Below are 22,862 nucleotides of genomic sequence, written 5' to 3' on the forward strand. Positions count from 1 at the left end.
GGCCGGGCTACCCTCGACGGCGTGACTGCGCGGCTGCCGGTGTTTCCGCTCGGGACGGTGCTCTTTCCCGGTCTGGTGCTGCCGTTGCACATCTTCGAGGAGCGGTACCGGGCGCTGGTGCGGCACCTGGTCGGGCTGCCGGCCGGGGCGCCGCGCGAGTTCGGCGTGGTGGCCATCCGGCAGGGGTGGGAGGTCGCCCCGACCGGGCCGGACGGCAAGCCGACGCCGGGCGGCGGCGAGGTCACCCTGCACGAGGTCGGCTGCACCGCCGAGCTGCGCCAGGTGACCGAGCTGGCCGACGGGGGCTTCGACATCGTCACCGTCGGCAAGCGCCGGTTCCGGATCGCCGACGTCGACGCCCGCTCCGCGCCCTACCTCACCGCCGAGGTGGAGTGGCTGCCCGAGCCGGGCGGCCCGGACGAGACCGCCGAACTGCTCGCCGCCCGGGTGATCGCGGTCTTCCGGCAGTACCTGGGCCTGGTCCGCGCCGACCCGGAGGAGATCTCCGAGCAGCTGCCGGAGGACCCGACCGTGCTGTCGCACCTGGTGGCCGCGACGGCCGCGCTGACCGTGGCCGACCGGCAGCGGCTGCTGGCCATCGACGACACCGCGGCCCGGCTCCGCGCCGAGCTGCGCCTGCTCAATCGCGAGGCGGCTCTGCTGCGCCAGGTGCGGGCGGTTCCGGTGCCGCTGGCGGAGCTGGCCTCACCACCGACACCGAACTGAGCCCGGCCGCGCCGAGCTCCGGCTCCGGGCGCAACGACGGCCACCGGGACCAGCCGGCCAGCAGGGTGTACGTCACCGCGGCGCCGAACGCGGGCAGCAGCAGGTTGCCGTGCGGCACCGGCAGCACGCCGAGGACCAGGTCGACGCCCCCGGCCCGCAGGTCGGCCGGCTTGGTGAAGGCCCGCCCGTCCGGCGCGGTCTCCAGCAGCCGCTGGAACGTGGCCAGCCCGATCCGGCGCCCGACCTGCCAGGCGACCAGCGCGGCGCCGAACGCGCCGAGGGTGGCGGCGAAGAGGCCGACCGGCCCCCGCAGCCGGCGCAGCAGCACCCAGAGCGCGATCGCGGCGAGCACCCCGAAGCCGAGCCCCAGCAGGCTGAACCAGCCGTCGGCGGCGATCGGCTGCTCGGGCTGCGGCTGGGCGTAGACGGCGCCGTCGGGCGCCTTGACCACCGGGGTGTCCGGCGCGAGCGCCGCCCAGAGCAGCCCGAGCGGCACCCCGAGCAGGGCCAGCGCGCCGGCGGCGAGCGCGCCGAGCCGGAGCGCCCGGCGGCGCGGCAGCTCCGCCTCGTCCGGCTGCCCGCCGGCCGGCCACACCCGCGGCGCCCCGCCCGGCTCCGCCTGCCACACCTCCGCCGCCTCGCCGGAGTCCACGTACCGCGGCCGGTCCGCACCGGCGGGCTCCGGCGCTCGCGGCCCGTCCGGGTCGACGCCGTCGACGTACCGCGGCCGGTCCGCACCGGCGGCCGGCTGCTCCGGCCCGCCGGCGGGGACGGGCCGGTCGGTGGCCGGGTGCGCCGGGGCGGCGGGCGGCGGGCCGGCGTCGGTCGGTGTGGTCGGGGCCGCCTCGTCGTGGCGGGTGCCGGGCCGGTCGCGGTCGGGGGTGTCCGGGCTCACCCGGTGATCCTCTCAGGCCGGGCGGCGCGCCGGGTCGCCGGTGGCGACAGACCCGCTCACCGGGCGAACGGCTCCAGCATCACCGCCGCGGCCCGCAGCCACGCCTGCCGGGTCTCCGGCTGGAGCTGGTGGTACTCGATCGAGGAACCGGTCTCCAGCGCCGGGTCGTACGGGACCACGGCGACCGCCCGGGTGCGGCTGGCGAAGTGCTTCTCCAGGTCGTCCTGCAACGGCGATCGGCCCGGCGTGGGGCAGGAGATCAGCGTCACCGCGTTCTCGGCCAGCTCCCCCATGCCGACCTCGTGCAGCAGGTCGAGCATCCAGTCGGCGCTGAACGCGGCGTCCTCCCGGGGCACGGTGGTGACCACCAGCTGGTCGGCGGCCTGCATCACGGTGCGCCAGTTGTCGCTCTCCACGTTGTTGCCGGTGTCCACACAGACCACCTCGTGGGTACGCCGCAGCAGCTCCAGCACCCGCCGGACGGTGAACTGGTCGAGCCGCTGGGCGAACCGCGGGCTCTCCTCGCCGGCCAGCACGTCGTAGGAGCCGTCGGAGGCGTGCCGCAGGTAGTCGTCGAGGCTCTCCAGCAGGTCGTTGCCCTCCCGGATCTCGATCTGGGCGAGGTCGGTGACCAGGTGCCGGATGGTCCGGGCGTGCCGGGCGCTGCCGGCGCGCAGGCCGAGCGTGCCGCGCAGCTCGTTGTCGTCCCAGGCGAGCACGCCCCGGCCGCGGACGCTGCCGACGGTGGCCGCGGCGAGCACGGTGGCGGTGGTCTTGTGCACGCCGCCCTTGGGGTTGGCGAACGCGAGCACCCGCGGGGTGCCCAGGTCACGGCGGAGCACCCCGGCGGCCCGCTCCAGCTCGGACTCGGCGCTCTGCGGCCGCCACTCGACCCGCGCCGGATAGCCCCGGTCGGCGGTCACGGGCGGGGCGGGTGCGGGCGGGGGTGCGGGCGCCGGCGGCGGGTAGCCCGGATCGGGGCGGTAGGCCCCCCGTTGGAGCAGCGCGTAGCGGGACTCCAGCGGCGGCGGTTCGGGCCGGTAGCCGTTGTCCAGCAGCGCGTACCGGGATTCCGGCGGCTCGGGCCGGCGCGGCTCCGGCGGCTCGGGCCGGCGGGACTCCGGCGGTTCGGGCCGGCGTGGCTCCGGCACCCGGTAGCCGGGCTCGCCCGGGTACCCCGGCTCGGGCCGGTACGCCGGCTCCGCCCGGTACGCCGGGTCCACCCGGTAGGTCGCCTCCGCCCGGTAACCGGGATCCGTCCCGTACGACCGCTCGCCGGGATGGTTCACCGGCCGCGCCGACCCGGAGTAGCCGTTGCCGGCCGGGCGGCGGGGCAGGGCCTCGGGCGGGGACAGCGGCCCGGGCGGCGGCAGCGGCTCGTCGACCCGCCGCTCGGGCTCCGGTTGCTCGGCGCCCCGGCCGGCGTGGCGGGCGCGGTCGAGCAGCGCCCGCCACCGCGGTGCTGGTTCGGCCGGCCGACCCCAGCCGGTCTCGCTGCCGTCCAAGGCTCGCCCTCCCCAGCGCCGTCGAACTCCGCCTGACAGGCTACGAACCAAACCCTATGCGGACCACACCCGTCCGCGCACCTTCCCCCCGTACCCGATTGTCACGGTGACGATGCCGTGGGACTACCCTCCGTCGCATCGACCGAGGTCGGCGGGGTGGCCGACCGGGTCACCGGGGGCGCGGGCGGCGACGGCGCCCGGGTCGGATCCGTCACCGGCGGTGCGGGTTCGGACGAATCGCCCGGCGACGGCGCGGCGGCCGGGCCGCGGCTGCCCTGCTCGGGCGCGCCGGTCGGGGCCGGCGAGGCGAGGCCGGCGTCGGCTGGCGGGCGGGCCACGTCCCGCTGTTCGGGCAGCGGCGGGGTGAAGACGGTCCGGTCCAGCCGGCGCACCTCGGGGGCCGGGTCGACGACCCGGACGTCGGGCCGGGCGGCCACCCCGCGCAGCGCGGCCGGTTCGGCGCGGACCACCGCCGCGTAGACGCAGGCGCACCCCGACCGGTACGCGGCCGCCTCCGCCGCCGCCACCTCGGCGCCGCTGGCGTACACCTGGCGCAGCTCGGGGTCGGCGGCGCCGGCGGCCCGGGCGCGGTAGTCGGCCGCCTCCCGGTCCTTGCGGGCGGCGACGTCGGCCATCGCGCCGACCACGTCGTCGGGCAGCCGCTGGGCCGGGATGCGGACGATCTCCGTCTGCCGGTCGGGCAGCGGCACCCGCCCGAAGACCTCGGCGACCGACACGTCCCCGACCAGCGCCGCCAGCCGCTGCGGGGTCAGGTAGGTCGAGAGCGACACCAGGGCGTACGTGCCGTCGCCCGGCGTCGCGGCGGCGCTCGGCAGGGTGGCCAGGTCGGCCGTGGCGGCCCGCAGGTAGCCCGGGATGGACTCGCCGTTGGCCACCCCGACCCGGGTCACCTCGCCGACGGTCCGGTCACCGACCGGCTGGTCGTCGGTGGCCCAGACCGCGGTGAGCAGCACCGCCGCGCAGGACAGCAGCGCCACCGACGGCAGCAGGCGCGGCCGGGCCGGGCCGTGGCCGAGCCGGGCCACCGCCGTGGCCAGCCGCGGCAGCAGCCGTTGGTCCAACTGCCGCAGCAGATCGCCGGCGCGCACGGGTGGAGGTCCCCTCGTCGGATCGTTCTCGGGCGGGCGCCGCTCAGTCGCGGAGGATCTCGAGCGCGCGCTCCAGGTCGTCAGGGTAGTCGCTGACGAAGCTGACCTCGTCCCCCGTTCGGGGGTGCAGGAAGCTCAAGGCGCGGGCGTGCAGCCACTGTCTGGCCAGGCCGAGCCGGGCCGAGAGGGTGGGGTCCGCGCCGTAGGTGAGGTCGCCCACACACGGGTGGCGCAGGGTGGAGAAGTGCACCCGGATCTGGTGCGTACGCCCGGTCTCCAGCCGCACGTCGACCAGGCTCGCCGCCGGGAACGCCTCGACCGTGTCGTAGTGGGTGATGCTGGGCTTGCCGCCGGAGACCACCGCCCAGCGGTAGTCGTGGGTGGGGTGCCGGTCGATCGGGGCGTCGATGGTGCCGCGCAGCGGGTCCAGGTGGCCCTGCACCACCGCGTGGTAGCGCTTGTCCACCTCGCGGTACTTGAAGGCCCGCTTCAACGCGCTGTACGCCTGCTCGCTCTTGGCCACCACCATGATCCCGGTGGTGCCCACGTCGAGCCGGTGCACCACGCCCTGCCGCTCGGCGGCGCCGCTGGTGGAGATGCGGTGACCGATCGCGGCCAGCCCGCCGATCACGGTCGGGCCGGTCCAGCCGGGGCTCGGGTGGGCGGCGACGCCGACCGGCTTGTCCACCACCACGATGTCGTCGTCGGCGTAGACCACCCGCAGCCCGGGCACCGCCTGCGGCACCACGGTCGGCGGCGCGGCCGGCGCGGGCAGCGTCACCTCCAGCCACGAGCCGGCCTTGACCTTGTGCGAGTTGGGCCGCCGCACGCCGTCGACCAGCGCGTCCCCGGCGTCGACCAGGGCCGCGGCGGCGGTGCGGGAGAGCCCGAAGAGCCGGGACACCGCCTGGTCCAGCCGCATCCCGTCGAGGCCGTCCGGGACGGGCAGCGAGCGGTGGTCGCCGCCGGCGGCGAACGCCGAGGTCATGCCCGCTCCCGCTGCTCGGCGCCGGCCGTCGCCGGGTCGCCGGCCGGGTCGACCGGCCGGCCGTCGCGGCCCACCCGCCCGCCGTCGCGCTGGCGGCCGGTGAGTTCCAGCAGGACGGCCAGCACCACGCCGCAGACCAGGGAACTGTCGGCCACGTTGAACACCGGGAAGTACTCGCCGTACGGCCCGAAGACGCTGACCATGTCGACCACGTGGCCGTGGAACGGGGCGGGGGCCCGGAAGATCCGGTCCATCAGGTTGCCGAGCGCCCCGCCGAGCACCAGGCCGAGCGAGACCGCCCAGGGGGTCGAGCGCAGCCGCGACGCCATGAAGATGATCCAGCCGATCACGCCGATGGTGATCAGCGGGAAGACCCAGGTGTGGCCGGAGCCGATGCTCCAGGCGGCACCGCTGTTGCGGACCAGGCTCAGGTAGACGGCCCCACCGAGCAGCCGGACCGGCTCGCGGTCGGTCAGGGCGGCCAGGGCCCAGTGCTTGGTGAGCACGTCGGCCACCAGAGCGACCAGCGCGACGGCGCCGAGCAGCGCCACGGCCCGGGGTCGGAGCCGGCGGCCGCCCGGCTCGGCGCTGCCGGGTCCGGCGGACGGTGCTGCGGTCATCTGCTCCCCATCGAGTCGGCGGTGATCGCTCACCGTCTCCGGCGCCGCCGGGGAGCGGGTCTCAGCGCCGCTCCTCCAGCTGCTTGCAGGTCACGCAGAGGGTGGCCGACGGGAAGGCGGCGAGCCGCTCCACCGGGATCGGGTTGCCGCACCGCTCGCACCAGCCGTAACCACCCTCGTCGAGCCGCTCCAGCGCGCGCTCGACCTGCGTGATCCGTTCCAGGATGCTGTTGGCGAGGGAGATCTCCTGCTCCCGCTCGAACGTCTTGGTGCCGGTGTCGGCCTGGTCGTCCCCGGCCGAGTCGGTCAGGCGGTCGCGCTGCAGCTCGGTGATCTCGCTCAGCGTCTGATCGTACTCGGCGCGCAACTCGTCACGCCGCGCCGCCAGGGCCGCCCGGATCTTCTCGGTCTCCGCCGCGCTGCGGGTGGCCTTGGCCACCGGCTTGCGGCCGGCGGTCCTGGTCTCGGCTGGCTTCGCCATCGTCGCTCCCTCGGCCGCGGAACCGCGGCGGTCCGCGGCGCCTGGACGGGGGTCGCCGGCATTGGCGCCCCCAGGTACAAAACGGGCGCGCGGCGACGGGGCCGCGCACTCCGGAGGTTGGCAAGAATACGGAACGTACAGGCGTCCGACAACGTGCCGCACCGACGCTCCGCTTTTCAGCCCCGAGTCATGCGGTATCGGGACAAAGGGAACGCTAGCAGATCAACCGTCACGATCCTCGCCGTACTCGCCAAACCAGCGGGCCAACCGACCCCGCCGGCTGACCGCCCGCAGCCGCCGCTCCGTCTCGTCGCGCACCCCGTGGGTGGCCACGATCAACAGGCTGTCGCCGGTCTTGAGGCGGAAGTCCAGCCCGGGCACGAAGCCCACCCCGTCGCGCAGCACCAGCGTCACCGCGGCCCCCAGCGGCAGCCGCAGCTCGTCGATGTGCACCCCGGCCAACCGCGACCCCGGCGGCACCTCCAACTGGAGCAGGTCGGCCCGCATCCGCTCCAGCGGCGCGGTCTCCACCAGGATCTCGGTCGCCTCGGCCGGCGCGGTCACCCGCAACCAGCGGGCGACCGGGGCCAGGGTCCCGGTCTGCAACAGCGTGAAGATCACCACCAGCACGAAGACCGCGTCGAAGAGCCGGTCCGCGCCCGGCACCCGCTCCGACAGCGGGATGGTGGCCAGCACGATCGGCACCGCCCCGCGCAGCCCCGCCCAGGACAGGAACGCCTGCTCGCGCAGGCCGAACCGGAACGGCAGCGCGGACGCCGCCACCGACAGCGGCCGGGCCAGCAGCACCAGCGCCAACCCGGCGACCACCGCCGGCAGCACCGCCGCGTCCAGCCGGCTCGGCGTGGCCAGCAGGCCGAGCAGCACGAAGAGCCCGATCTGGGCCAGCCAGGCCAGCCCGTCGGCGAAGCCGAGGATCGCCTGCCGGTGCGGCAGCCGGGCGTTGCCCAGCAGCACCCCGGCGACGTAGACGGCGAGGAAGCCGGAGGCGTGCAGCACCGCGCCGGCCGCGTACGCGAGCACTGTCAACCCGACCGCCGCGATCGGATAGAGCCCCGCCGAGGGCAGCGCGGCCCGGCGCAGCGCCCACCGCCCGCCGAACCCGGCCGCGAACCCCACCAGCGCGCCGACGGCCAGCTCGTAGCCGACCAGGCCGACCTCGTACCACCAGGGGTGGGCGGCGCCGGCCTCCCGGGAGAGCAGCACCACCAGCAGCACCACCGGGGCGTCGTTCATCCCGGACTCGGCCTCCAGGGTGGCCACCAGCCGGGGTGGCAGCCGCAGCCGGCGCAGGGTGGCGAAGACCGCCGCCGCGTCGGTGGAGGAGAGCACCGCGCCGTAGAGCAGCGCGAGCCGCCAGTCCAGCCCGAGCAGCAGGTGTACGGCCAGCCCGACGACCAGGATGCTGACCACCACGCCCACCGTGGACAGCGCCGCGGCCAGCCCGAGCACCGGACGCAGCGTGCTCCACCGGGCGGAGAGGCCGCCCTCGGCGATGATCACGATGAGCGCGCAGAAACCGAGCGTCCGGGTCAGCTCGGCGTCGTCGAAGCGGATGCCCAGCCCGGCCTCGCCGATGCCCACGCCGAGCGCCAGGTAGACCAGCAGGCTCGGCACCCCGAGCCGGGTGGAGAGCCGGACCGCACCGACCGCGACCAGCAGGACGGCCGCCCCCAGCAGGAGCGCGACGTCCAGCCCGGGGGTCACTGTCGCCTGCCCCGGGCGTCGCTCACCCGGCAGTCCCGTCGCGCAGCTGTCCGAGCCGCTCGGTCAGCCCCGGATCGGGGCGCTCGATCAGGAAGAGCTTGTCCCGGCTGGCCGCGCCGGCGCGCAGCGAGACCACCGCCGGGCGGACGCCGAGCGCCTGCGCCAGGGCGCGGCGGGCGGCCTCGGTGGCCCGGCCGTCGACCGCGGGCGCGTGCACCGCGATCACCAGCGCGGGGCCGTGCGGCCCGTCGAAGCGGCCGCCGACCCGGGCCCGGGCGGAGCCGGGCTTCACCCGCACCGCGACGGTGAGCGTGTCGTCCATGGGCCGCCGGGTCAGATCCGGTGCGCGTCGGCGAGCAGTGCGGTGGCCGGCGCGCAGTGGGCGCACGGGGAGAAACCGAGTTCGACCGCCTCGGCCACGGGCAGCGGCTCGGACGCGCGCCCGACCAGGTGCGCGCAGCCGGCCAGGTGGTAGCGCGGCCGGCCGTCGACCACCCGCACCGCGGTGGTCAGCTCGGCCAACCGGGCGGCCTGGTCCGGGGTGAGCTGCTGGGCGGCCGGTTCGTCGTCGTACGCCACGACCGGCCCGACGCCCGGCGTCGCCGGCGGGTCGGGCTCGGTCACCGGCGGCTCGGGTGGTTGCCGCCACCCGGCACCGCCGGCGTCGACCGTCGGAGGAACGTGCTGGACGGGGATGTCCGGCTCCCCCGCCGGCGGCCCGTACGCGGACCCGGCCGGGGTGGTCGGACGGGTGCCCGTCCGCACCCGCTGCGCGGACCCGTCCCGGTGGGCCGTCGCCCGGTCGGCGGCCGCCTGGCGGGCACCGGCGACCAGTGCGACGGCGGCCAACAGGCTGGCCGCGATGGAGATGATCAGGAGCAGGCTGGAGCCACCGGCCAGGCCCAGCACCAGCAGCACCACCGCGACGAGGATGAGCAGGAGACTGGCGACTATCACGGCTCACCCCCGCCGCGTCCGTACCGATGAGCGAGGCCGGCGACCGCCGTCAGGGGCGGTCGCCGACCGGTGTCAGCGACCGGCTTCCAGCGCGCCGGAGCGACCGCCGCCGTAGGAGCCGGCGAGACCCGCCGCGGCCAGACCGTTGCCACCGGCGGCCCGGTTGCCCTCGGTGCGGGTCAGCTCGGCCTCCAGGCCCTGGCCACGACCGTCGAGGTCGCGCAGCTGGCTCTCCAGGTATGCCTTGAGGCGGGTGCGGTACTCCCGCTCGAACTGCTTCAGCTCCTCGATGTGCTTCTGCAGCGCGGTGCGCTTGGCGTCCAGGCCGCCCATGGCCTCCTGGTGCCGCTGCCGGGCGTCCCGCTCGAGCGCGTCGGCCTTGGCGCGCGCCTCACGGGTGACCTCCTCGGCCTTCGAGCGGGCCTCGGAGAGCAGCTGGTCGGCCTCGCGACGGGCGTCCGAGACGTGGTCGTCGGCCGTCCGCTGGGCCATCATCAGCACCCGCAGCGCCTGCTGCTCGCCGTCGCCGACGGCCGCCGGCCCACCGGCCGCGCGCACCTGCTCCAGCTCCGCCTGCATCGCCCGGGCGGCCTGCTCGGCCGCCGCCTTGTCGCGCTGCACCCGGTCGAGCTGGGCCTTGACGTCGTTGAGCTCCGCCGCGAGTCGGGCGTCGCCGCCGGGGCCCGCCGGAGCGCCGCCACGGCCGCCGCGCTCCACCTGGGCGCGCAGCTCGTTGTTCTCCTCGATGAGACGGGCGAGCTCGCGCTCGACCTCGTCCAGGAAGGCGTCGACCTCCTCCTCGTCATAGCCCCGCTTGCCAATCGGCGGCTTCTTGAAGGCGACGTTGTGCACGTCGGCCGGGGTCAGCGGCATCGAAACTCCTCGGGTCAGTTGCGGCCGCGATAGCGCGTCGGTCATCAGGCGGTCCTGATGATCGCCGGCTCTAACACAAACCTCATCAGCACGAACAGGATAACCAGGAGCACAAGGGAGGCCAGGTCGATGCTCACGGTACCAATTCGCAGCGGAGGGATCACACGCCTCAACGCGCTGAGAGGGGGATCAGTGACGCTCCACACGGATTCCAGTCCCGCCGATGCCCCACGCCCCGGCTGCCACCGGCGGCCGTACTGGAGCACGGCGCTCAGGACAAACCGGGACAGAAGAAGGAGCAGGAAGACATAGACGATCAGGTACAGGACCTGCAACAGGATCGACAACACGACAGGCGACGTCCCTCGGTTGGCCGGGGTCAACTCAGACTGAAAAAGCCACCCTCAGCGATCTTGGCCTTGTCCTCCGCGGTGACCTGGACGTTGGCCGGTGAGAGCAGGAACACCCGGTTGGTCACGCGCTCGATCGTACCGCGCAGGCCGAAGGCCAGCCCGGCGGCGAAGTCCACCAGACGGCGGGCATCCGCCTCGTCCATCTCGGTGAGGTTGATGATCACGGGAACGCCGTCGCGGAAGTGCTCGCCGATGGTGCGCGCCTCGCGGTAGGTGGTCGGGTGCAGCGTGGTGATCTGGTACCGCTGCTCCTCCTCGGCCACCACGGCCCGCTCCCGGGGCTGCACCTGCGGCGCCAGCGCGAGGTTGTCCCGGGTGTGGTAGGTCAGCGCCCCGGAGGGCTCGCCCGCCGTCGACCGGGTGATCGACCGTACGCTGGACCGCTCCGGCCGCTCGGCCTCGGCGCGCTCGGTGTCGCCGGCCCGCCCGCCGGACCGCTCGGCGAGCCGGCCACGGTCGCTCGACCGGGGCCGCGGCGCCGGCGGCTCCTCGGCGTCGTCCTCGTCGTCGTCGGCGAACTCCTCGGCGTACCGGCTCTGCCGGTAGCGCGATTCGCGGTAGCCACCCTTGTCGTAGCCACCGTCGTCGTAGGCCCGCTCGTCGTCCTCCTCGACCAGACCGAGCCAGACCCCCGCCTTGCGCAGTGCACCCATCCCGCGCCCTTCCGTCCGCCGTGCGGCACACGCCCCCGTGCCGTGTCGCCTTGTCGCGAGTGGAACATTCCTGCCCACCGGACCGGAACGGCAATCCCCTGGCACGCGATTCGCGTCGCGTGTCACGACCCCCGGCAAAGGAAAGCCGTTCCCGAAACAACACCGATGTAATTTGCTTCTTCCGCGGTCAGGCTACCGCAGCGTGGGGCGCATTCCGAGCAACGCGCTACCCACGCGGACATGTGTCGCGCCGTATCCGATCGCGACTTCCAGGTCGCCACTCATTCCGGCCGACAACGCGGTGGCTCCCGGATGGACCGACCGGAACGCGGCGGCCAGCTCGGCCAACCGGGCGAACGCCCGCTCCGGTTCCCAGCCCAGCGGCGCCACCGCCATCAGGCCGGTCAGCCGCAGCGCGTCGGCGCCGGCGACCGCCTCGGCCACCCGGTCGAGCCCGACGTCCGGGTCGGCCGAGCCGGGCAGCGCGCCGCCCCGGGCCGCGTCGCCGTCGATGCTGACCTGGACCAGCACGCCCAGCGGCCGGTCCCGGCCGGCCGCCGACGCCGCGTCCAGCGCCCGGGCCAGCCGGACGCTGTCCACCGAGTGCACCGCGTCGGCGTACCGGACCACCGAGCGCGCCTTGTTGCGCTGCAACCGGCCGACGAAGTGCCAGCGCGGGGTCACCCCGGCGGCGGCCACCTCGACGGCCTTGGGCGCCGCCTCCTGGTCCCGGTTCTCCCCCACGTCGGTGACGCCGAGCCCGGCCAGCGCGACCACGTCGCCGGCCGGGTACGTCTTGGTCACCGCGATCATCGTGATCTCGGCCCGGTCCCGCCCCGCGGCGGCGCAGGCGTCGGCGATCCTGGCCCGCACCCGAGCCAGGCCGGCCGCGAGTTCGGCGCGCCGGTCGGGGCGCACCGAGGCGTTGCCGTCGCTCATGCCGGCACTCCGCTGCGCTGCGTGCCGGCACGAGGCACCCTCGCGCCGAGCTTGATGATTCGCTCGCTGCGCTCGCTCATGCCGGCACTCCGCTGCGCTGCGTGCCGGCACGAGACACCCTCGCGCCGAGCTTGATGATTCGCTCGCTGCGCTCGCTCATGCCGGCACTCCGCTGCGCTGCGCGCCGGCACGAGACACCCTCGCGCCGAGCTTGATGATTCGCTCGCTGCGCTCGCTCATGGACCCGGCTCAGGACCCGTTCTTGAGGAAGTCGGGCACGTCGACGTCGTCGAAGAGCACCCGGCGCGGCGACTGCGGCGGCGCCGGCATGGTGGCCGGCGGCGAGACCGGGGCGCTCTGCTGCGCGGGCTGGTTCTGGTTGGTCTTGCGGGCCGGCTCGGCCGCCTTGTACGCCGGCGCACCGCCGTCGAACCCGGCCGCGATGACGGTGACCCGCACCTCGTCGCCGAGCGCGTCGTCGATCACCGCGCCGAAGATGATGTTGGCGTCCGGGTGGGCCGCGTCGGTGACCAGCTGAGCCGCGTCGTTGATCTCGAACAGGCCCAGGTCGGAGCCGCCCGCGATGGAGAGCAGCACGCCGCGCGCGCCGTCCATGCTCTGCTCCAGCAACGGGCTGGAGATGGCCGCCTCGGCCGCCTCGACCGCGCGGTTCTCGCCCCGGGCGCTGCCGATGCCCATCAGCGCGCTGCCCGCCCCGCTCATCACGCTCTTGACGTCGGCGAAGTCCAGGTTGATCAGACCCGGGGTGGTGATCAGGTCGGTGATGCCCTGGACACCGGAGAGCAGCACCTGGTCGGCGGTGCGGAAGGCGTCCATCATGCTGATGTTGCGGTCACCGAGCGCGAGCAGCCGGTCGTTCGGGATGACGATCAGCGTGTCGCACTGGTTGCGCAGCTCGTCGATGCCGGCCTCGGCCTGCACCTGGCGGCGCTTGCCCTCGAAGGAGAACGGCCGGGTCACCACACCGATGGTCAGCGCGCCGAGCTTGCGGGCGATGTTCGCCACCACGGGCGCCCCGCCGGTGCCGGTGCCGCCGCCCTCGCCGCAGGTCACGAAGACCATGTCGGCGCCCTTGAGCACCTCCTCGATCTCGTCCCGGTGGTCCTCGGCGGCGTTCTTGCCGACGTCCGGGTTCGCCCCGGCGCCCAGGCCGCGGGTCAGCTCGCGGCCGACGTCCAGCTTGACGTCGGCGTCGCTCATCAGCAGCGCCTGCGCGTCGGTGTTGATCGCGATGAACTCGACGCCCTTGAGCCCAACCTCGATCATCCGGTTGACGGCGTTGACGCCGCCACCCCCGATGCCGACGACCTTGATGACCGCCAGGTAGTTGTGCGGAGGTGTCATCTCCGGTCCTTTCCCTTCGAGATTGGCTTCGCCCCGACCCGGTACGGCGTGGCCAGACCAACGGTCGACGACAGCTGTCCTCAGTGGAGGGTCAGGGGTGAACCCTCACCCTCTACTAGAGGCTTACAGTTATGTCAACCACTGATCCTCTTCGGGGCAACGTAAGCGCCCCCGCGCGATGAGCCAAGGACCTGCCCGGCGTGTCGCCGCCCGGAGCGGAACGGGTCACGTCGGGCGGACCGGCCCGCCCGCCACGCTGACCGGCGGCTCACCGGAAGGTCACCACGTCCGGCGCGCTGACGTCGATGGTGTCGGCTTTGCGACCCAGCAGCGAGGTGGCCACCCGGGCCTTGTCCGCGCCCCGGGTGGCGTCCCCCCAGACGACCGTCCGGTCGTCGCGCAGCCGCAGGTTGATCCGGGCCAGGCTCTCCACGGTCACGTCCACCAGTTGGGCGCGCAACTGCGGGGTGAGCGCGGCGAGCACGTCCAGCGCGGCCCGGGTGCCCGGGTCGGCCGGCCCGGGATCGGCGACCCGGACCAGGGGCAGCTGCGCCGGGCGTCGCGGCAGCGTCCGGAACACCACCCCGGCCGCGTCGACCACCAGGAACTCCTCGCCCCGCGGCACCACCGCCACGCCGGTGCGTTCGGTCACCCGGACCACCAGCGCGTCCGGCCAGTCCCGGGACACGGTCACCCGCTCCACCGGCGGCAGCGCGCCGATCCGCCGCGCCACGGCGGCCAGGTCCACGGTGGCCAGCGGGGCGTCGTCGGGCACCCCGGCGGCGTCGCGTACCTCCACCGGGGTCACCAGGTCGGCGCCTTCGACGCGGACCTCGCGCACCCCGAACAGCCCGGTGCCGAGCAGCGTCCAGGCGACCAGCCCGGCCAGCGCCAGCACGCCCGCGGCCACCGCCCAGGGCAGCGCCGCGCGCATCCGCCGCCGCCGCGCCCGGGCCATGAACCGGCGGGTGGACGCGGGCACCGCGTCACTGCCGGCCCGGACCAGCTGCCAGCGCCGGACCGGACCGCGCCGGCCGGCGCCACCGTCCGCGCCGCTGGTCCGTCCCCGGGCCGGGCCGGGACTCATCCCGCCGTCGGCGCCGTGCCGTCCGGGACCACCCCGCCGATCGGCGGGGTGTCCACGGCCGGGCCACCGCGCCGCGCCGCCAACTCCGCCAACAACTGGTCGCCCATCAGCGAGATCGGCGGGGCGCCCATGGTCACCACCACGTCACCCGGCCGGGCCCGGCGGGCCACCTCCGCCGGCGCCGCCTCCCAGGAGTCGACGAAGACCTTCCGCTCCGCCGGCAGCGGCACCGCCTCGATCAGCGCCGCCGACCCCTCCCCCGGCTGGCGCAGCTCGCCGGGGCCGAAGACCTCCAGCAGCACCAGCTCGTCGGCGATGGCCAGCGCCTCGGCGATCTCCGCCTGGAGGTCGCGGGTGCGGTAGAGCCGGTAGGGCTGGAACACCACGATCAGCCGGCCGTCGCCGGCCACCTCGCGCAGCGTCCGCAACGCCAGCGTCATCGAGGTGGGGTGGTAGGCGTACTCGTCGTAGACCAGCACGTCGTCCGCGACGCCCTTGCGCTCGAAGCGCCGCCGCACGCCGGGGAAGACCGCCAGCGCGGCCTCCGCCGCCTCCAGCGGCAGCTCCAGCAGGTACGCGGCCAGCACCGCGGAGGCGCTGTTCAGCCCCATGTGCCGGCCCGGCACCGGCAGCCGGAACTCGCCCAGCGACCGCCCGTCGATGCCGGCGAGGTAGCGCACGCCCCGGGCCGACGAGGCCATCTCGGTCAGCCGCAGGTCGGCGTCGGCCGCCTCGCCGTAGGTGTGCACCCGGCGCCCCTCGGCGCGCAGCGTCTCGGCCAGCCGCCGCCCGCCCGGGTCGTCGGCGCAGGTGATGATGAACCCGTCCGGGTCGGTGAGCCGGGCGAACTCGGCGAAGGTCGCCTCCAGGTTGGCCAGGTCGCCGTAGGTGTTCAGGTGGTCCGCCTCGACGTTGGTGATGATCGAGACGTACGGGCGGTAGATGAGGAAGGACCGGTCGCTCTCGTCCGCCTCCACCACGAAGTACTCGCCGGTGCCGTGGTGCGCGCCGGAGCCGACCTCGGAGATCTCCCCGCCGATCACGAAGGACGGGTCCGTCCCGGCCTGCTGGAGCACCATGGTGACCATCGAGGTGGTGGTGGTCTTGCCGTGGGTGCCGGCGACCGCCACCGTGCGCCGGCCGGTCATCGCCGCCGCGAGCGCCTCCGAGCGGTGCAGCACCCGCAACCCGCGCCGGCGCGCCTCCACCAGTTCCAGGTGGTCCTGCGGGATGGCCGACGAGTAGACAACCGTGTCCACGCCGTCGAGGTTGCTCGCCTCGTGGGTCATGTGGATGGTGCCGCCGAGCGCGCGCAGGCCGGCCAGCGAGGGCCACTCGCGCAGCTCGCTGCCGGAGAGCGGGATGCCCCGGGTGAGGAAGAGCCGGGCCAGCCCGCTCATGCCGACGCCACCGACCCCGATCAGGTGGATGGTGCCCAGGTCCTCCGCGGTGAGCGTGCCGGCCGGGGTGAACTGCGCGGTGTTCATGACAGCTGCCTTCCAGTCGCGGCGTACCGGCTCATCGGGACACCGCCTCGTAGACGAAGTCGAGCAGCGCCTCGTCGCCGTCGCGCCGCCCGTACGCGGCCGCGGCGGCGCCCATCGCGGCGAGCCGGTGCGGGTCGCGGATCAGCGGGATCACCGTGCGCTCCAGCCAGTCCGGGGTCAGCTCGGCGTCGTCGACGAGCAGCCCGCCGCCGGCCTCCACCACGGGCAGCGCGTTGCGCTTCTGCTCCTGGTTGCTGTGCGGGTAGGGCACGTAGATCGCGGGCAGGCCGATCGCGGCCACCTCGGCGCAGGTCATCGCCCCGCCCCGGCCCAGCATCAGGTCGGCTGCGGCGTAGCCGAGCTCCATCTCGGACAGGTAGGGCAGGGTGACGTACGGCACCGGCAGGTCGGTGGGGATCGGCACCGGCTCGTTGCGGGCGCCCATCACGTGCAGCACCTGCACCCCGTGCCGGGCCAGTTCCTTGGCCGCACCGGAGACCGCGAGGTTGATCGACCGGGCGCCCTGCGAGCCGCCGGCGACGAAGAGCACCGGCAGGTCGGGGCGGAGCCCGAAGTGCGCCCGCGCGGCGTCGCGCAGCGCGGCCCGGTCCAGCCCGGCGATGCGCTGGCGCAGCGGCACGCCGACCACCCGGGCGTCGCGCAGCGACTCGGCCTGCGCCGGCTGGTGCGGGAAGCCGACCGCCACGTGCTTGGTGAACTTCATGCCGAGCCGGTTGGCCACGCCCGGCGGGACGTTCACCTCGTGGATCACGATCGGCAGCTCGCGGCGCCAGGCGGCCAGGTAGGCCGGCACCGAGACGTACCCGCCGAAGCCCACCACCACGTCGGCGCGCACCTCGTCGATCACCTTGCCCGCGGCGCGGGCCGCGGTCCACATCCGGCCCGGGGTCTTCACCAGGTTCATGTTGACCGACCGGGGCAGCTGGTAGGCGGGGATCTGGCGCAGGTCGTAGCCCTGCGGCGGGATCAGCTCGTTCTCCAGCCCCTTGGGTGTGCCGAGACAGGTGATCCGGACGCGGGGGTCGTGTCGGCGCAGGCAGTCGGCGAAGGCGAGCAGCGGGTAGATGTGCCCCCCGGTGCCACCTCCCGCGAGCACCACCGAACGCAGCGGACCCATCAGCGTCTCCTCTCGTCCGCCGACCGGCCGCGGGTCCGGGTCGCCCGGACGCCGCGCGGTGCGGCCTGGTCGTCCTGCCGCCGCTCCCGCGCCCGGGGCACGGACCCTCGGGCGGCCGGCGGCGTCGCCGTCCGGCGGCGCCGCGCGGGAAGCGGTGGCAACGGGGCCCAGACTAGTCGGACCCATCGGGCCGGCGGACGGGCATGCAGTGCTCTGGCCGCGTCGGGTTCCGCCCGGGCGAAGGACGCCAGCATGCCGACCGCGGCGAGCGTGACGACCAGGGCGCTGCCGCCGTCGGAGATGAACGGCAGCGGCAGGCCGGTGATCGGCAGCAGCCCGACCACGCCACCCACGTTGATCACCGCCTGGCTGACCAGCCAGGTGGTCACCGCGGTGGCCGCGAGCCGGCGGAACGGGTCGTCCACCCGGCGGGCGATGCGCAGCCCGGTGTACGCCAGCACGGCGAACAGGGTGAGCACCACCGCGCAGCCGACCACGCCGAGTTCCTCGGCGATGATCGCGAAGACGAAGTCGTTGTGCGCCTCCGGCAGCCAGTTCCACTTCAGGCTGCTCTTGCCGAGCCCGACGCCGAACCAGCCGCCGTGCTCGATGGCCAGCCGCCCCTGGAAGATCTGGTAGCAGCCCTCCAGCTTGCAGTCCTCCGGGGCGGGCGGGTTGAAGAAGGACATCAGCCGGGCGAACCGGTAGTTCTCCTCGCCCCGCTCGCCGGAGCCGGCGCCGAGTGAGGCGACCGCGATCAGCAGGCCCACGCCGATCAGCCCGAACACCGACAGCGCGCCGAACACCCGCAGCCGGACCCCGGCCGCCCAGAGCAGGCCGATCACCAGCGCCAGCAGGCAGAGCATGGTGCCCAGGTCGTTGTAGCCGACCAGCACGAAGAGCAGCCCGACCACCGGGAAGAGCGGGGTGGCCAGCTCCCGCCACCAGCCCAGCGCGGCGCCCTTGCGGGCGATCACGTGCGCGCCCCACAGCACCAGGGCGAACTTGGCCAGCTCGGAGGGCTGCACCTGGACGCCGCCGATGAACAACCAGAGCAGCCGGGCCTCGATCGGGCCGATCCGGGCGGAGTCCTGGCCGGTCAGCCGGGCGTAGGCGAGCAGCAGGTTGAGCACCAGCAGCAGCCCGATGGCGGTGAAGAGCAGCGGCCGGCCCAGCGACCGGTAGGTGGTCGCCGGCAGCCGCTGGCAGGCCCAGAAGGCGCCGATGCCGATCACCGCGAAGATCGCCTGCTTGGTGAGCGAGGCGGAGGCGTTGCCGTTCTCGGCGTAGTCCTTGACGCTGGTGGCCGAGAAGACCATGGTCAGGCCGATCAGCAGCAGCAGCCCGGCGCTGGAGAGCAGCAGGTAGTACGAGGCCAGCGGCCGGTCCAGCAGGCCACGCAGCGCGGCCAGCCCGCCGGCGGCGTCCAGTCCGCGCAGCGCCGCCGGCCCGCCCGGCTCGTCCGGCCCGCGCGGCGTCCCGGCCGCCTCGGCGGTACGCGTCCCGCCCGCCGCCGTCCGCGTCCTGGTTCCGGCCGTGCCCTCGGTTCCTCGCGCCTCCCCCACCCCGACATCATCGCGGTTCCCGGGGGCCACCACCCCCGCAACCGCCCGGTCGGCGTGTCGGCACCCCCTCCTCTCGCCGATCTTGCACTTGGCGCCCGGGCGAAGGCCGCAGAACCGGGCATTCCACGGGCTGAAAGTGCAAGATCGGCGGGAACCGATCAGGTGACGGCGGCGAGGAACTCGCTGTAGAAGAGGCCGAGGGCGATGGCCACGCCGATACCGGCGATGATCCAGAAGCGCACCACGATGTTGACCTCGCTCCAGCCGGCGAGCTCGAAGTGGTGCTGCAACGGCGACATCCGGAACACCCGCTTGCCGGTGGTGCGGAACGAGATGATCTGGATGACCACCGACATCGTGATGATGACGAAGAGCCCGCCGATGATCGGCAGCAGCAGGATCGTCCGGGTGGACATCGCCATGCCGGCGATCAGCCCGCCGAGGCCGAGCGCGCCGGTGTCGCCCATGAAGATCCGCGCCGGTGAGGTGTTCCACCACAGGAAGCCCACGCAGGCCCCGGCGGCGGCGCCGGCGATCAGCGCGATCTCCAGCGGGTCGCGGACCGTGTAGCAGTAGTCCTGGGTGTAGTTCGGGTCGGCGCACCAGTGCCGGTACTGCCAGAACGCGATCAGCGCGTACGCCGCGAGGACCATCACCGAGGCGCCGGTGGCCAGGCCGTCGAGACCGTCGGTGAGGTTCACCCCGTTGGTCGCGGCCATCACCACGAAGATGAAGATGACCACCGCGCCGACCTTGGTGACGTCCAGCGCCGGGATGTCCCGGATGAAGCTGAGCGTGGTGCTGCCGACGGTCTCGGTGTTGGTCACCGCGCCGGAGGCGTCGGTCATGGTGCTCGGGAAGTAGAGCGCCACCACCCCGAAGACCGCGCCGACCAGGATCTGGCCGAGCAGCTTGCCGCGCTTGTTCAACCCGCCGCTGTGCCGCTTGCGCACCTTCAGGAAGTCGTCGATGAAGCCGACCGCGCCGGAGAACACCATCAGCCCCAGCAGCACCAGCGCGGTGATGGTCGGCTCGACCTGGGCGATCTGCTGGTCCGGCAGGGTGGTCAGGGCGAGGTGCCCGGCCACGTACGCGATGACAGTGGCCAGGATGAAGACCACGCCGCCCATCGTCGGCGTGCCCTTCTTGCCCTGGTGCATGGCCGGGCCCTCGGCCCGGATCGGCTGGCCGGCCTTGAGCCGGGTGAACACCTTGATCGCGATCGGGGTGCAGAACAGCGAGATCAGGAAGGCGACCCCGACGGCGACGATCACCGCCCTCATGCGGTGCCACCCTCGGTCGCGACTGCGGGGCTCGCAAGCTCACTCCTCGCGCTCCCGGCGCTCTCCCCGGTCCCGTTCCCGGCGTCCGCGCGCAGCGCGTCGGCCACCTCCCAGGTGCGGTACCGGGAGCCCTTCACCAGGACGACGTCGCCCGGCCGTAGCTCGCTCCGCAGCACCTCGACGGCCGCCGCCTGATCGGTGAGCAGCACCGACTCTCCTCCCCAGTCACTTACCGATGTCGCGCCCTCGTGGATCGGCGCGGCCGGCTCACCCACCACGAGCACCCGGTCCACGCCCAGCTCGGCAGCGAGCCGGCCCACCTCGGCGTGCCCGTCGTGCTCGAACGGGCCCAGCTCGGCCATGTAGCCGAGCACCGCGAGGGTACGCCGGCCCCGTCCGATGCCGGCCAGCGCACGCAGCGCGACGGCCATCGAGGCGGGGTTGGCGTTGTACGAGTCGTCGATCACGGTCACCCCGTCGGGACGCTCGAAGACGTCCATCCGGCGGGTGGAGACCGTCCCCAGCTCGCCCAGCGCGATGGCCAGCTCGGTCAGCGGCATGCCCAGCTCGCGGGCCACCGCCGCGGCGGCCAGGGTGTTCGACACCTGGTGCCGCCCGGTCAGCCCGAGCCGCACCGGCGCGTCCCCCTCCGGGGTCACCAGGGTGTACGCCGGCCGGCCGCGCTCGTCCAGCGTCACGTCGACGGCCCGGATGTCCGCGTCCGCCGCCTCGCCGTACCGGACCACCCGGGCGACGGTACGCGTCGCCATCGCGTCCACCAACGGGTCGTCGGCGTTGAGCACCGCCAGCCCGTCCGCCGGCAGCGCCTCGACCAGTTCCCCCTTGGCCAGCGCGATGGTCTCCCGCGAGCCGAACTCGCCGATGTGCGCCACGCCGACGTTGAGCACCACGGAGATCCGCGGCGGCACCACGTCGCACAGGTAGCGAACGTGCCCCACCCCGCGGGCGCCCTTCTCCATCACCAGGTAGCGGGTCTCCGGCCCGGCCTGCAACGCCGTGTACGGGTGCCCCAGCTCGTTGTTGAACGAGCCGGGCGGGGCGACCGTCGGGCCGAGCCGCGCGGCGAGCTGGGCGATCAGGTCCTTGGTGGTGGTCTTGCCGGACGAACCGGTCAACCCGACAACGGTGAGCCCGGGCAGCCGGTCCACCACCGCGCGGGCCAGCCGGCCCATCGCGGCGAGCGCGTCGCCGACCAGCACCATCGGCACGCCCGGCACCTCCCGGGTGCCGAGCACCGCCACCGCGCCGGCCTCGACCGCCGCCGCGGCGTAGTCGTGCCCGTCCACCTTCTCGCCGGGGAAGGCGACGAAGAGCGCGCCGGCGGACACCTTGCGCGAGTCGAACTCGACCGGTCCGGTCACCCGGACGTCCGGGTCGGCGGCCACCAGCCGGCCGTCGACCGCCGAGGCGACCTCGGCCAGGCTGAGCGGGATCACCGGTGCCCCGCCAGGTCGCCGAACCGGGCGCGCAGCGCGTCGGCCAGCTCGGTGCGGTCGTCGAACGGGAGCACCTCGCCGCCGACCTCCTGCCCGCGTTCGTGGCCCTTGCCGAGCAGTGCGACCACGTCGCCCGGCTCGGCCAGCGCGACCGCCGCGTCGATCGCCGCCCGGCGGTCGCCGACCTCCTCGATCCGGGCCGCCGTGCCGGCCCCCCGGGCGCCGGCGAGCACCTCGGCGCGGATCGCCGCCGGGTCCTCGGTGCGCGGGTTGTCGTCGGTCACCAGCACCACGTCGGCTCCCTCCGCCGCGGCGGCCCCCATCACCGGGCGCTTGCCCCGGTCCCGGTCGCCGCCGGCACCGATCACGCAGATCAGCCGGCCCGCGCTGAGCTCCCGCAGGGCGGCCAGCGCGGCCACGATCGCGTCCGCCTTGTGCGCGTAGTCGACCACCCCGCGCACGGGGCCGTCGGCCACCAGTTCCAGCCGCCCGGGAACCCCGCCGCAGGCGGCCACCCCGGCGGCCGCGGTGGCCGGGTCCACCCCGGCGGCGACCAGCATGGCGATGGCCAGCAGGGCGTTGGCGACGTTGTGCCGGCCGGGCAGCGCCACGCCGGCGGGCAGCACCAGGCCGTCCGGGCCGTGCGCGGTGAAGTGCTGGGCGTACCCCTCGCCGCCGATGCCGTCGGCCCACCAGGTGGCGGCGGTGTCGCCGGCCGCGGAGTAGCTCACCGTGGCCGGTTTGAACAGCGGCCGCAGCGCCGGGTCGTCGTGGTTGAGCACCTCCACCGCGCACCGGCCGTCGAAGAGCTGCGCCTTGGCCGCGAAGTAGTCCGCCGAGTCGGCGTGGAAGTCCAGGTGGTCGGAGCCGAAGTTGGTGTAGCCGCCGACGGTGAACCGCACCCCGCCGACCCGGCCCATGGCCAGCGCGTGGCTGGACACCTCCATGACCACCGCGGTGACCCCGCGCTCGCGGGCGGCGGCCAGCATGGCGTGCAGGTCGGTGGCCTCCGGCGTGGTGCGCACGCTGTCGATCCGCAGGTCGCCGAGGCGGGTCTCCACGGTGCCGATGAGGCCGGTGGTGTGGCCGGCGGCGCGCAGCCCGGACTCGACCAGGTAGGCGGTGGAGGTCTTGCCGGCGGTGCCGGTCACCCCGATCACGGTCAGCCCCTCGGTCGGGTCGCCGTAGACCGCGGAGGCCAGGGCGCCGAGCGCGGCCCGCGGGTCGGGCACCACCAGCGCGGGCAGGCCGGCCTCGGCCGCCGCGGGCGCGCCCGCCGGGTCGGTCAGCACGGCCACCGCCCCGGCCGCCGCCGCGGCGGCGGTGAACTCCGCGCCGTGCCGGCGGGCGCCGGGCAGCGCCGCGTACAGGTCGCCGGGGCGGACCTCCTGGCTGGCGTGGGTGATGCCGGTCACCACTGGATCGGCGGTGTCGGCCGGAGGTTCCACGGCCAGCCGGGCGGCGAGATCGCCGAGCCGGGTGCCGATCACGGTACGGGGGCGAGGATTGCCGGGCACGGCGTCAGACCCTACCCGGTCGTCCGGTTCCGGCCGCACAGCCGCCCCGGTGGTTCGTCCGCACTCACCGATGATGTCC

22 protein-coding genes are annotated in these 22,862 nt (G+C 74.7%); 1 reads left to right on the top strand and 21 read right to left on the bottom strand.

The annotated features are described in order from the left end of the window. Window positions 1-21 precede the first annotated feature (21 nt). Window positions 22-726 (top strand): LON peptidase substrate-binding domain-containing protein, encoded by a 705-nt coding sequence (locus tag SM577_RS00975; protein ID WP_302921614.1) that lies wholly within the window; start codon window positions 22-24, stop codon window positions 724-726. On the opposite strand, the gene SM577_RS00980 is transcribed toward SM577_RS00975, so the two are convergent. The 21 genes from SM577_RS00980 to SM577_RS01080 form a co-directional block, all read right to left on the bottom strand. Then, entirely contained in the window at window positions 641-1,621 is a 981-nt protein-coding gene (locus SM577_RS00980; RefSeq protein WP_474586075.1) for a DUF2567 domain-containing protein, read from the bottom strand. The two genes, SM577_RS00975 and SM577_RS00980, sit on opposite strands and share 86 nt — an antisense overlap. Before the next feature lie 56 nt (window positions 1,622-1,677). Next, window positions 1,678-3,126: a MinD/ParA family ATP-binding protein gene (locus SM577_RS00985; protein ID WP_302921613.1), complete on the bottom strand. Its 1,449-nt coding sequence runs from the start codon at window positions 3,124-3,126 to the stop codon at window positions 1,678-1,680. A gap of 101 nt (window positions 3,127-3,227) precedes the next feature. Then, window positions 3,228-4,235, bottom strand: a complete 1,008-nt coding sequence (locus SM577_RS00990; RefSeq protein WP_302921612.1) for a hypothetical protein — start codon at window positions 4,233-4,235, stop codon at window positions 3,228-3,230. 43 nt (window positions 4,236-4,278) lie between these two features. Next, window positions 4,279-5,223: an RluA family pseudouridine synthase gene (locus SM577_RS00995; protein WP_109899121.1), complete on the bottom strand. Its 945-nt coding sequence runs from the start codon at window positions 5,221-5,223 to the stop codon at window positions 4,279-4,281. Then, a complete protein-coding gene (gene lspA / locus SM577_RS01000) occupies window positions 5,220-5,843 on the bottom strand; it encodes a signal peptidase II (RefSeq protein ID WP_302921611.1) in 624 nt (207 codons plus the stop codon). Before lspA ends, SM577_RS00995 begins: the two co-directional genes overlap by 4 nt. A gap of 61 nt (window positions 5,844-5,904) precedes the next feature. Continuing rightward, window positions 5,905-6,324 carry a TraR/DksA family transcriptional regulator gene (locus SM577_RS01005; RefSeq protein WP_088992775.1) on the bottom strand — a complete coding sequence of 140 codons (420 nt, stop codon included), beginning with the start codon at window positions 6,322-6,324 and terminating at the stop codon, window positions 5,905-5,907. Between the two features lie 222 nt (window positions 6,325-6,546). Beyond that, complete coding sequence (locus SM577_RS01010) at window positions 6,547-8,049, bottom strand: potassium/proton antiporter (RefSeq protein WP_474581265.1); 1,503 nt, start codon at window positions 8,047-8,049, stop codon at window positions 6,547-6,549. Window positions 8,050-8,071: 22 nt separating this feature from the next. Further along, on the bottom strand, window positions 8,072-8,371 hold the full coding sequence (locus tag SM577_RS01015) for a DUF167 domain-containing protein (protein ID WP_302921609.1): 300 nt from the start codon (window positions 8,369-8,371) through the stop codon (window positions 8,072-8,074). An 11-nt stretch (window positions 8,372-8,382) separates the two neighbouring features. After that, window positions 8,383-9,006 (bottom strand): hypothetical protein, encoded by a 624-nt coding sequence (locus tag SM577_RS01020; protein ID WP_474586076.1) that lies wholly within the window; start codon window positions 9,004-9,006, stop codon window positions 8,383-8,385. A 72-nt stretch (window positions 9,007-9,078) separates the two neighbouring features. Continuing rightward, the gene (locus SM577_RS01025; protein WP_167178519.1) at window positions 9,079-9,879 is read right to left on the bottom strand and encodes a DivIVA domain-containing protein; all 801 of its coding nucleotides are present in this window, start codon (window positions 9,877-9,879) and stop codon (window positions 9,079-9,081) included. Window positions 9,880-9,923: 44 nt separating this feature from the next. Continuing rightward, entirely contained in the window at window positions 9,924-10,229 is a 306-nt protein-coding gene (locus SM577_RS01030) for a YggT family protein (protein ID WP_088992770.1), read from the bottom strand. Window positions 10,230-10,258: 29 nt separating this feature from the next. After that, window positions 10,259-10,945, bottom strand: a complete 687-nt coding sequence (locus tag SM577_RS01035) for a cell division protein SepF (protein ID WP_302921606.1) — start codon at window positions 10,943-10,945, stop codon at window positions 10,259-10,261. Between the two features lie 192 nt (window positions 10,946-11,137). Then, entirely contained in the window at window positions 11,138-11,884 is a 747-nt protein-coding gene (locus SM577_RS01040) for a YggS family pyridoxal phosphate-dependent enzyme (RefSeq protein ID WP_302921605.1), read from the bottom strand. A 249-nt stretch (window positions 11,885-12,133) separates the two neighbouring features. Continuing rightward, complete coding sequence (gene ftsZ / locus SM577_RS01045) at window positions 12,134-13,249, bottom strand: cell division protein FtsZ (RefSeq protein ID WP_302921604.1); 1,116 nt, start codon at window positions 13,247-13,249, stop codon at window positions 12,134-12,136. 268 nt (window positions 13,250-13,517) lie between these two features. Further along, window positions 13,518-14,336 (bottom strand): cell division protein FtsQ/DivIB, encoded by an 819-nt coding sequence (locus SM577_RS01050; protein WP_302921603.1) that lies wholly within the window; start codon window positions 14,334-14,336, stop codon window positions 13,518-13,520. Continuing rightward, window positions 14,333-15,823 (bottom strand): UDP-N-acetylmuramate--L-alanine ligase, encoded by a 1,491-nt coding sequence (gene murC, locus SM577_RS01055; protein WP_474586077.1) that lies wholly within the window; start codon window positions 15,821-15,823, stop codon window positions 14,333-14,335. The genes SM577_RS01050 and murC overlap by 4 nt, the downstream gene beginning before the upstream one ends. A 31-nt stretch (window positions 15,824-15,854) precedes the next feature. Further along, entirely contained in the window at window positions 15,855-16,961 is a 1,107-nt protein-coding gene (gene murG / locus SM577_RS01060; RefSeq protein ID WP_474586078.1) for an undecaprenyldiphospho-muramoylpentapeptide beta-N-acetylglucosaminyltransferase, read from the bottom strand. Next, window positions 16,961-18,373 (bottom strand): FtsW/RodA/SpoVE family cell cycle protein, encoded by a 1,413-nt coding sequence (locus SM577_RS01065; RefSeq protein ID WP_474581279.1) that lies wholly within the window; start codon window positions 18,371-18,373, stop codon window positions 16,961-16,963. The genes murG and SM577_RS01065 overlap by 1 nt, the downstream gene beginning before the upstream one ends. 311 nt (window positions 18,374-18,684) lie before the next feature. Further along, window positions 18,685-19,809 (bottom strand): phospho-N-acetylmuramoyl-pentapeptide-transferase, encoded by a 1,125-nt coding sequence (mraY, locus tag SM577_RS01070; RefSeq protein ID WP_302921599.1) that lies wholly within the window; start codon window positions 19,807-19,809, stop codon window positions 18,685-18,687. After that, entirely contained in the window at window positions 19,806-21,266 is a 1,461-nt protein-coding gene (locus SM577_RS01075) for a UDP-N-acetylmuramoyl-tripeptide--D-alanyl-D-alanine ligase (protein ID WP_474581261.1), read from the bottom strand. The genes mraY and SM577_RS01075 overlap by 4 nt, the downstream gene beginning before the upstream one ends. Beyond that, complete coding sequence (locus SM577_RS01080; protein ID WP_474581260.1) at window positions 21,263-22,822, bottom strand: UDP-N-acetylmuramoyl-L-alanyl-D-glutamate--2,6-diaminopimelate ligase; 1,560 nt, start codon at window positions 22,820-22,822, stop codon at window positions 21,263-21,265. The genes SM577_RS01075 and SM577_RS01080 overlap by 4 nt, the downstream gene beginning before the upstream one ends. Between the last annotated feature and the right edge of the window lie 40 nt (window positions 22,823-22,862).

The sequence above is a fragment of the Micromonospora desertarenae genome (assembly GCF_056150265.1).

Excerpts from the sequence above, each read along its gene's own strand:
- SM577_RS01035 (WP_302921606.1), bottom strand. The coding sequence starts at position 10,945 with ATGGGTGCACTGCGCAAGGCGGGGGTCTGGCTCGGTCTGGTCGAGGAG.
- mraY (WP_302921599.1), bottom strand. The coding sequence starts at position 19,809 with ATGAGGGCGGTGATCGTCGCCGTCGGGGTCGCCTTCCTGATCTCGCTG.
- SM577_RS01025 (WP_167178519.1), bottom strand. The coding sequence starts at position 9,879 with ATGCCGCTGACCCCGGCCGACGTGCACAACGTCGCCTTCAAGAAGCCG.
- SM577_RS01050 (WP_302921603.1), bottom strand. The coding sequence starts at position 14,336 with ATGAGTCCCGGCCCGGCCCGGGGACGGACCAGCGGCGCGGACGGTGGC.
- SM577_RS01015 (WP_302921609.1), bottom strand. The coding sequence starts at position 8,371 with ATGGACGACACGCTCACCGTCGCGGTGCGGGTGAAGCCCGGCTCCGCC.
- murG (WP_474586078.1), bottom strand. The coding sequence starts at position 16,961 with ATGGGTCCGCTGCGTTCGGTGGTGCTCGCGGGAGGTGGCACCGGGGGG.
- SM577_RS01040 (WP_302921605.1), bottom strand. The coding sequence starts at position 11,884 with ATGAGCGACGGCAACGCCTCGGTGCGCCCCGACCGGCGCGCCGAACTC.
- ftsZ (WP_302921604.1), bottom strand. The coding sequence starts at position 13,249 with ATGACACCTCCGCACAACTACCTGGCGGTCATCAAGGTCGTCGGCATC.
- murC (WP_474586077.1), bottom strand. The coding sequence starts at position 15,823 with ATGAACACCGCGCAGTTCACCCCGGCCGGCACGCTCACCGCGGAGGAC.
- SM577_RS00995 (WP_109899121.1), bottom strand. The coding sequence starts at position 5,223 with ATGACCTCGGCGTTCGCCGCCGGCGGCGACCACCGCTCGCTGCCCGTC.
- lspA (WP_302921611.1), bottom strand. The coding sequence starts at position 5,843 with ATGACCGCAGCACCGTCCGCCGGACCCGGCAGCGCCGAGCCGGGCGGC.
- SM577_RS01005 (WP_088992775.1), bottom strand. The coding sequence starts at position 6,324 with ATGGCGAAGCCAGCCGAGACCAGGACCGCCGGCCGCAAGCCGGTGGCC.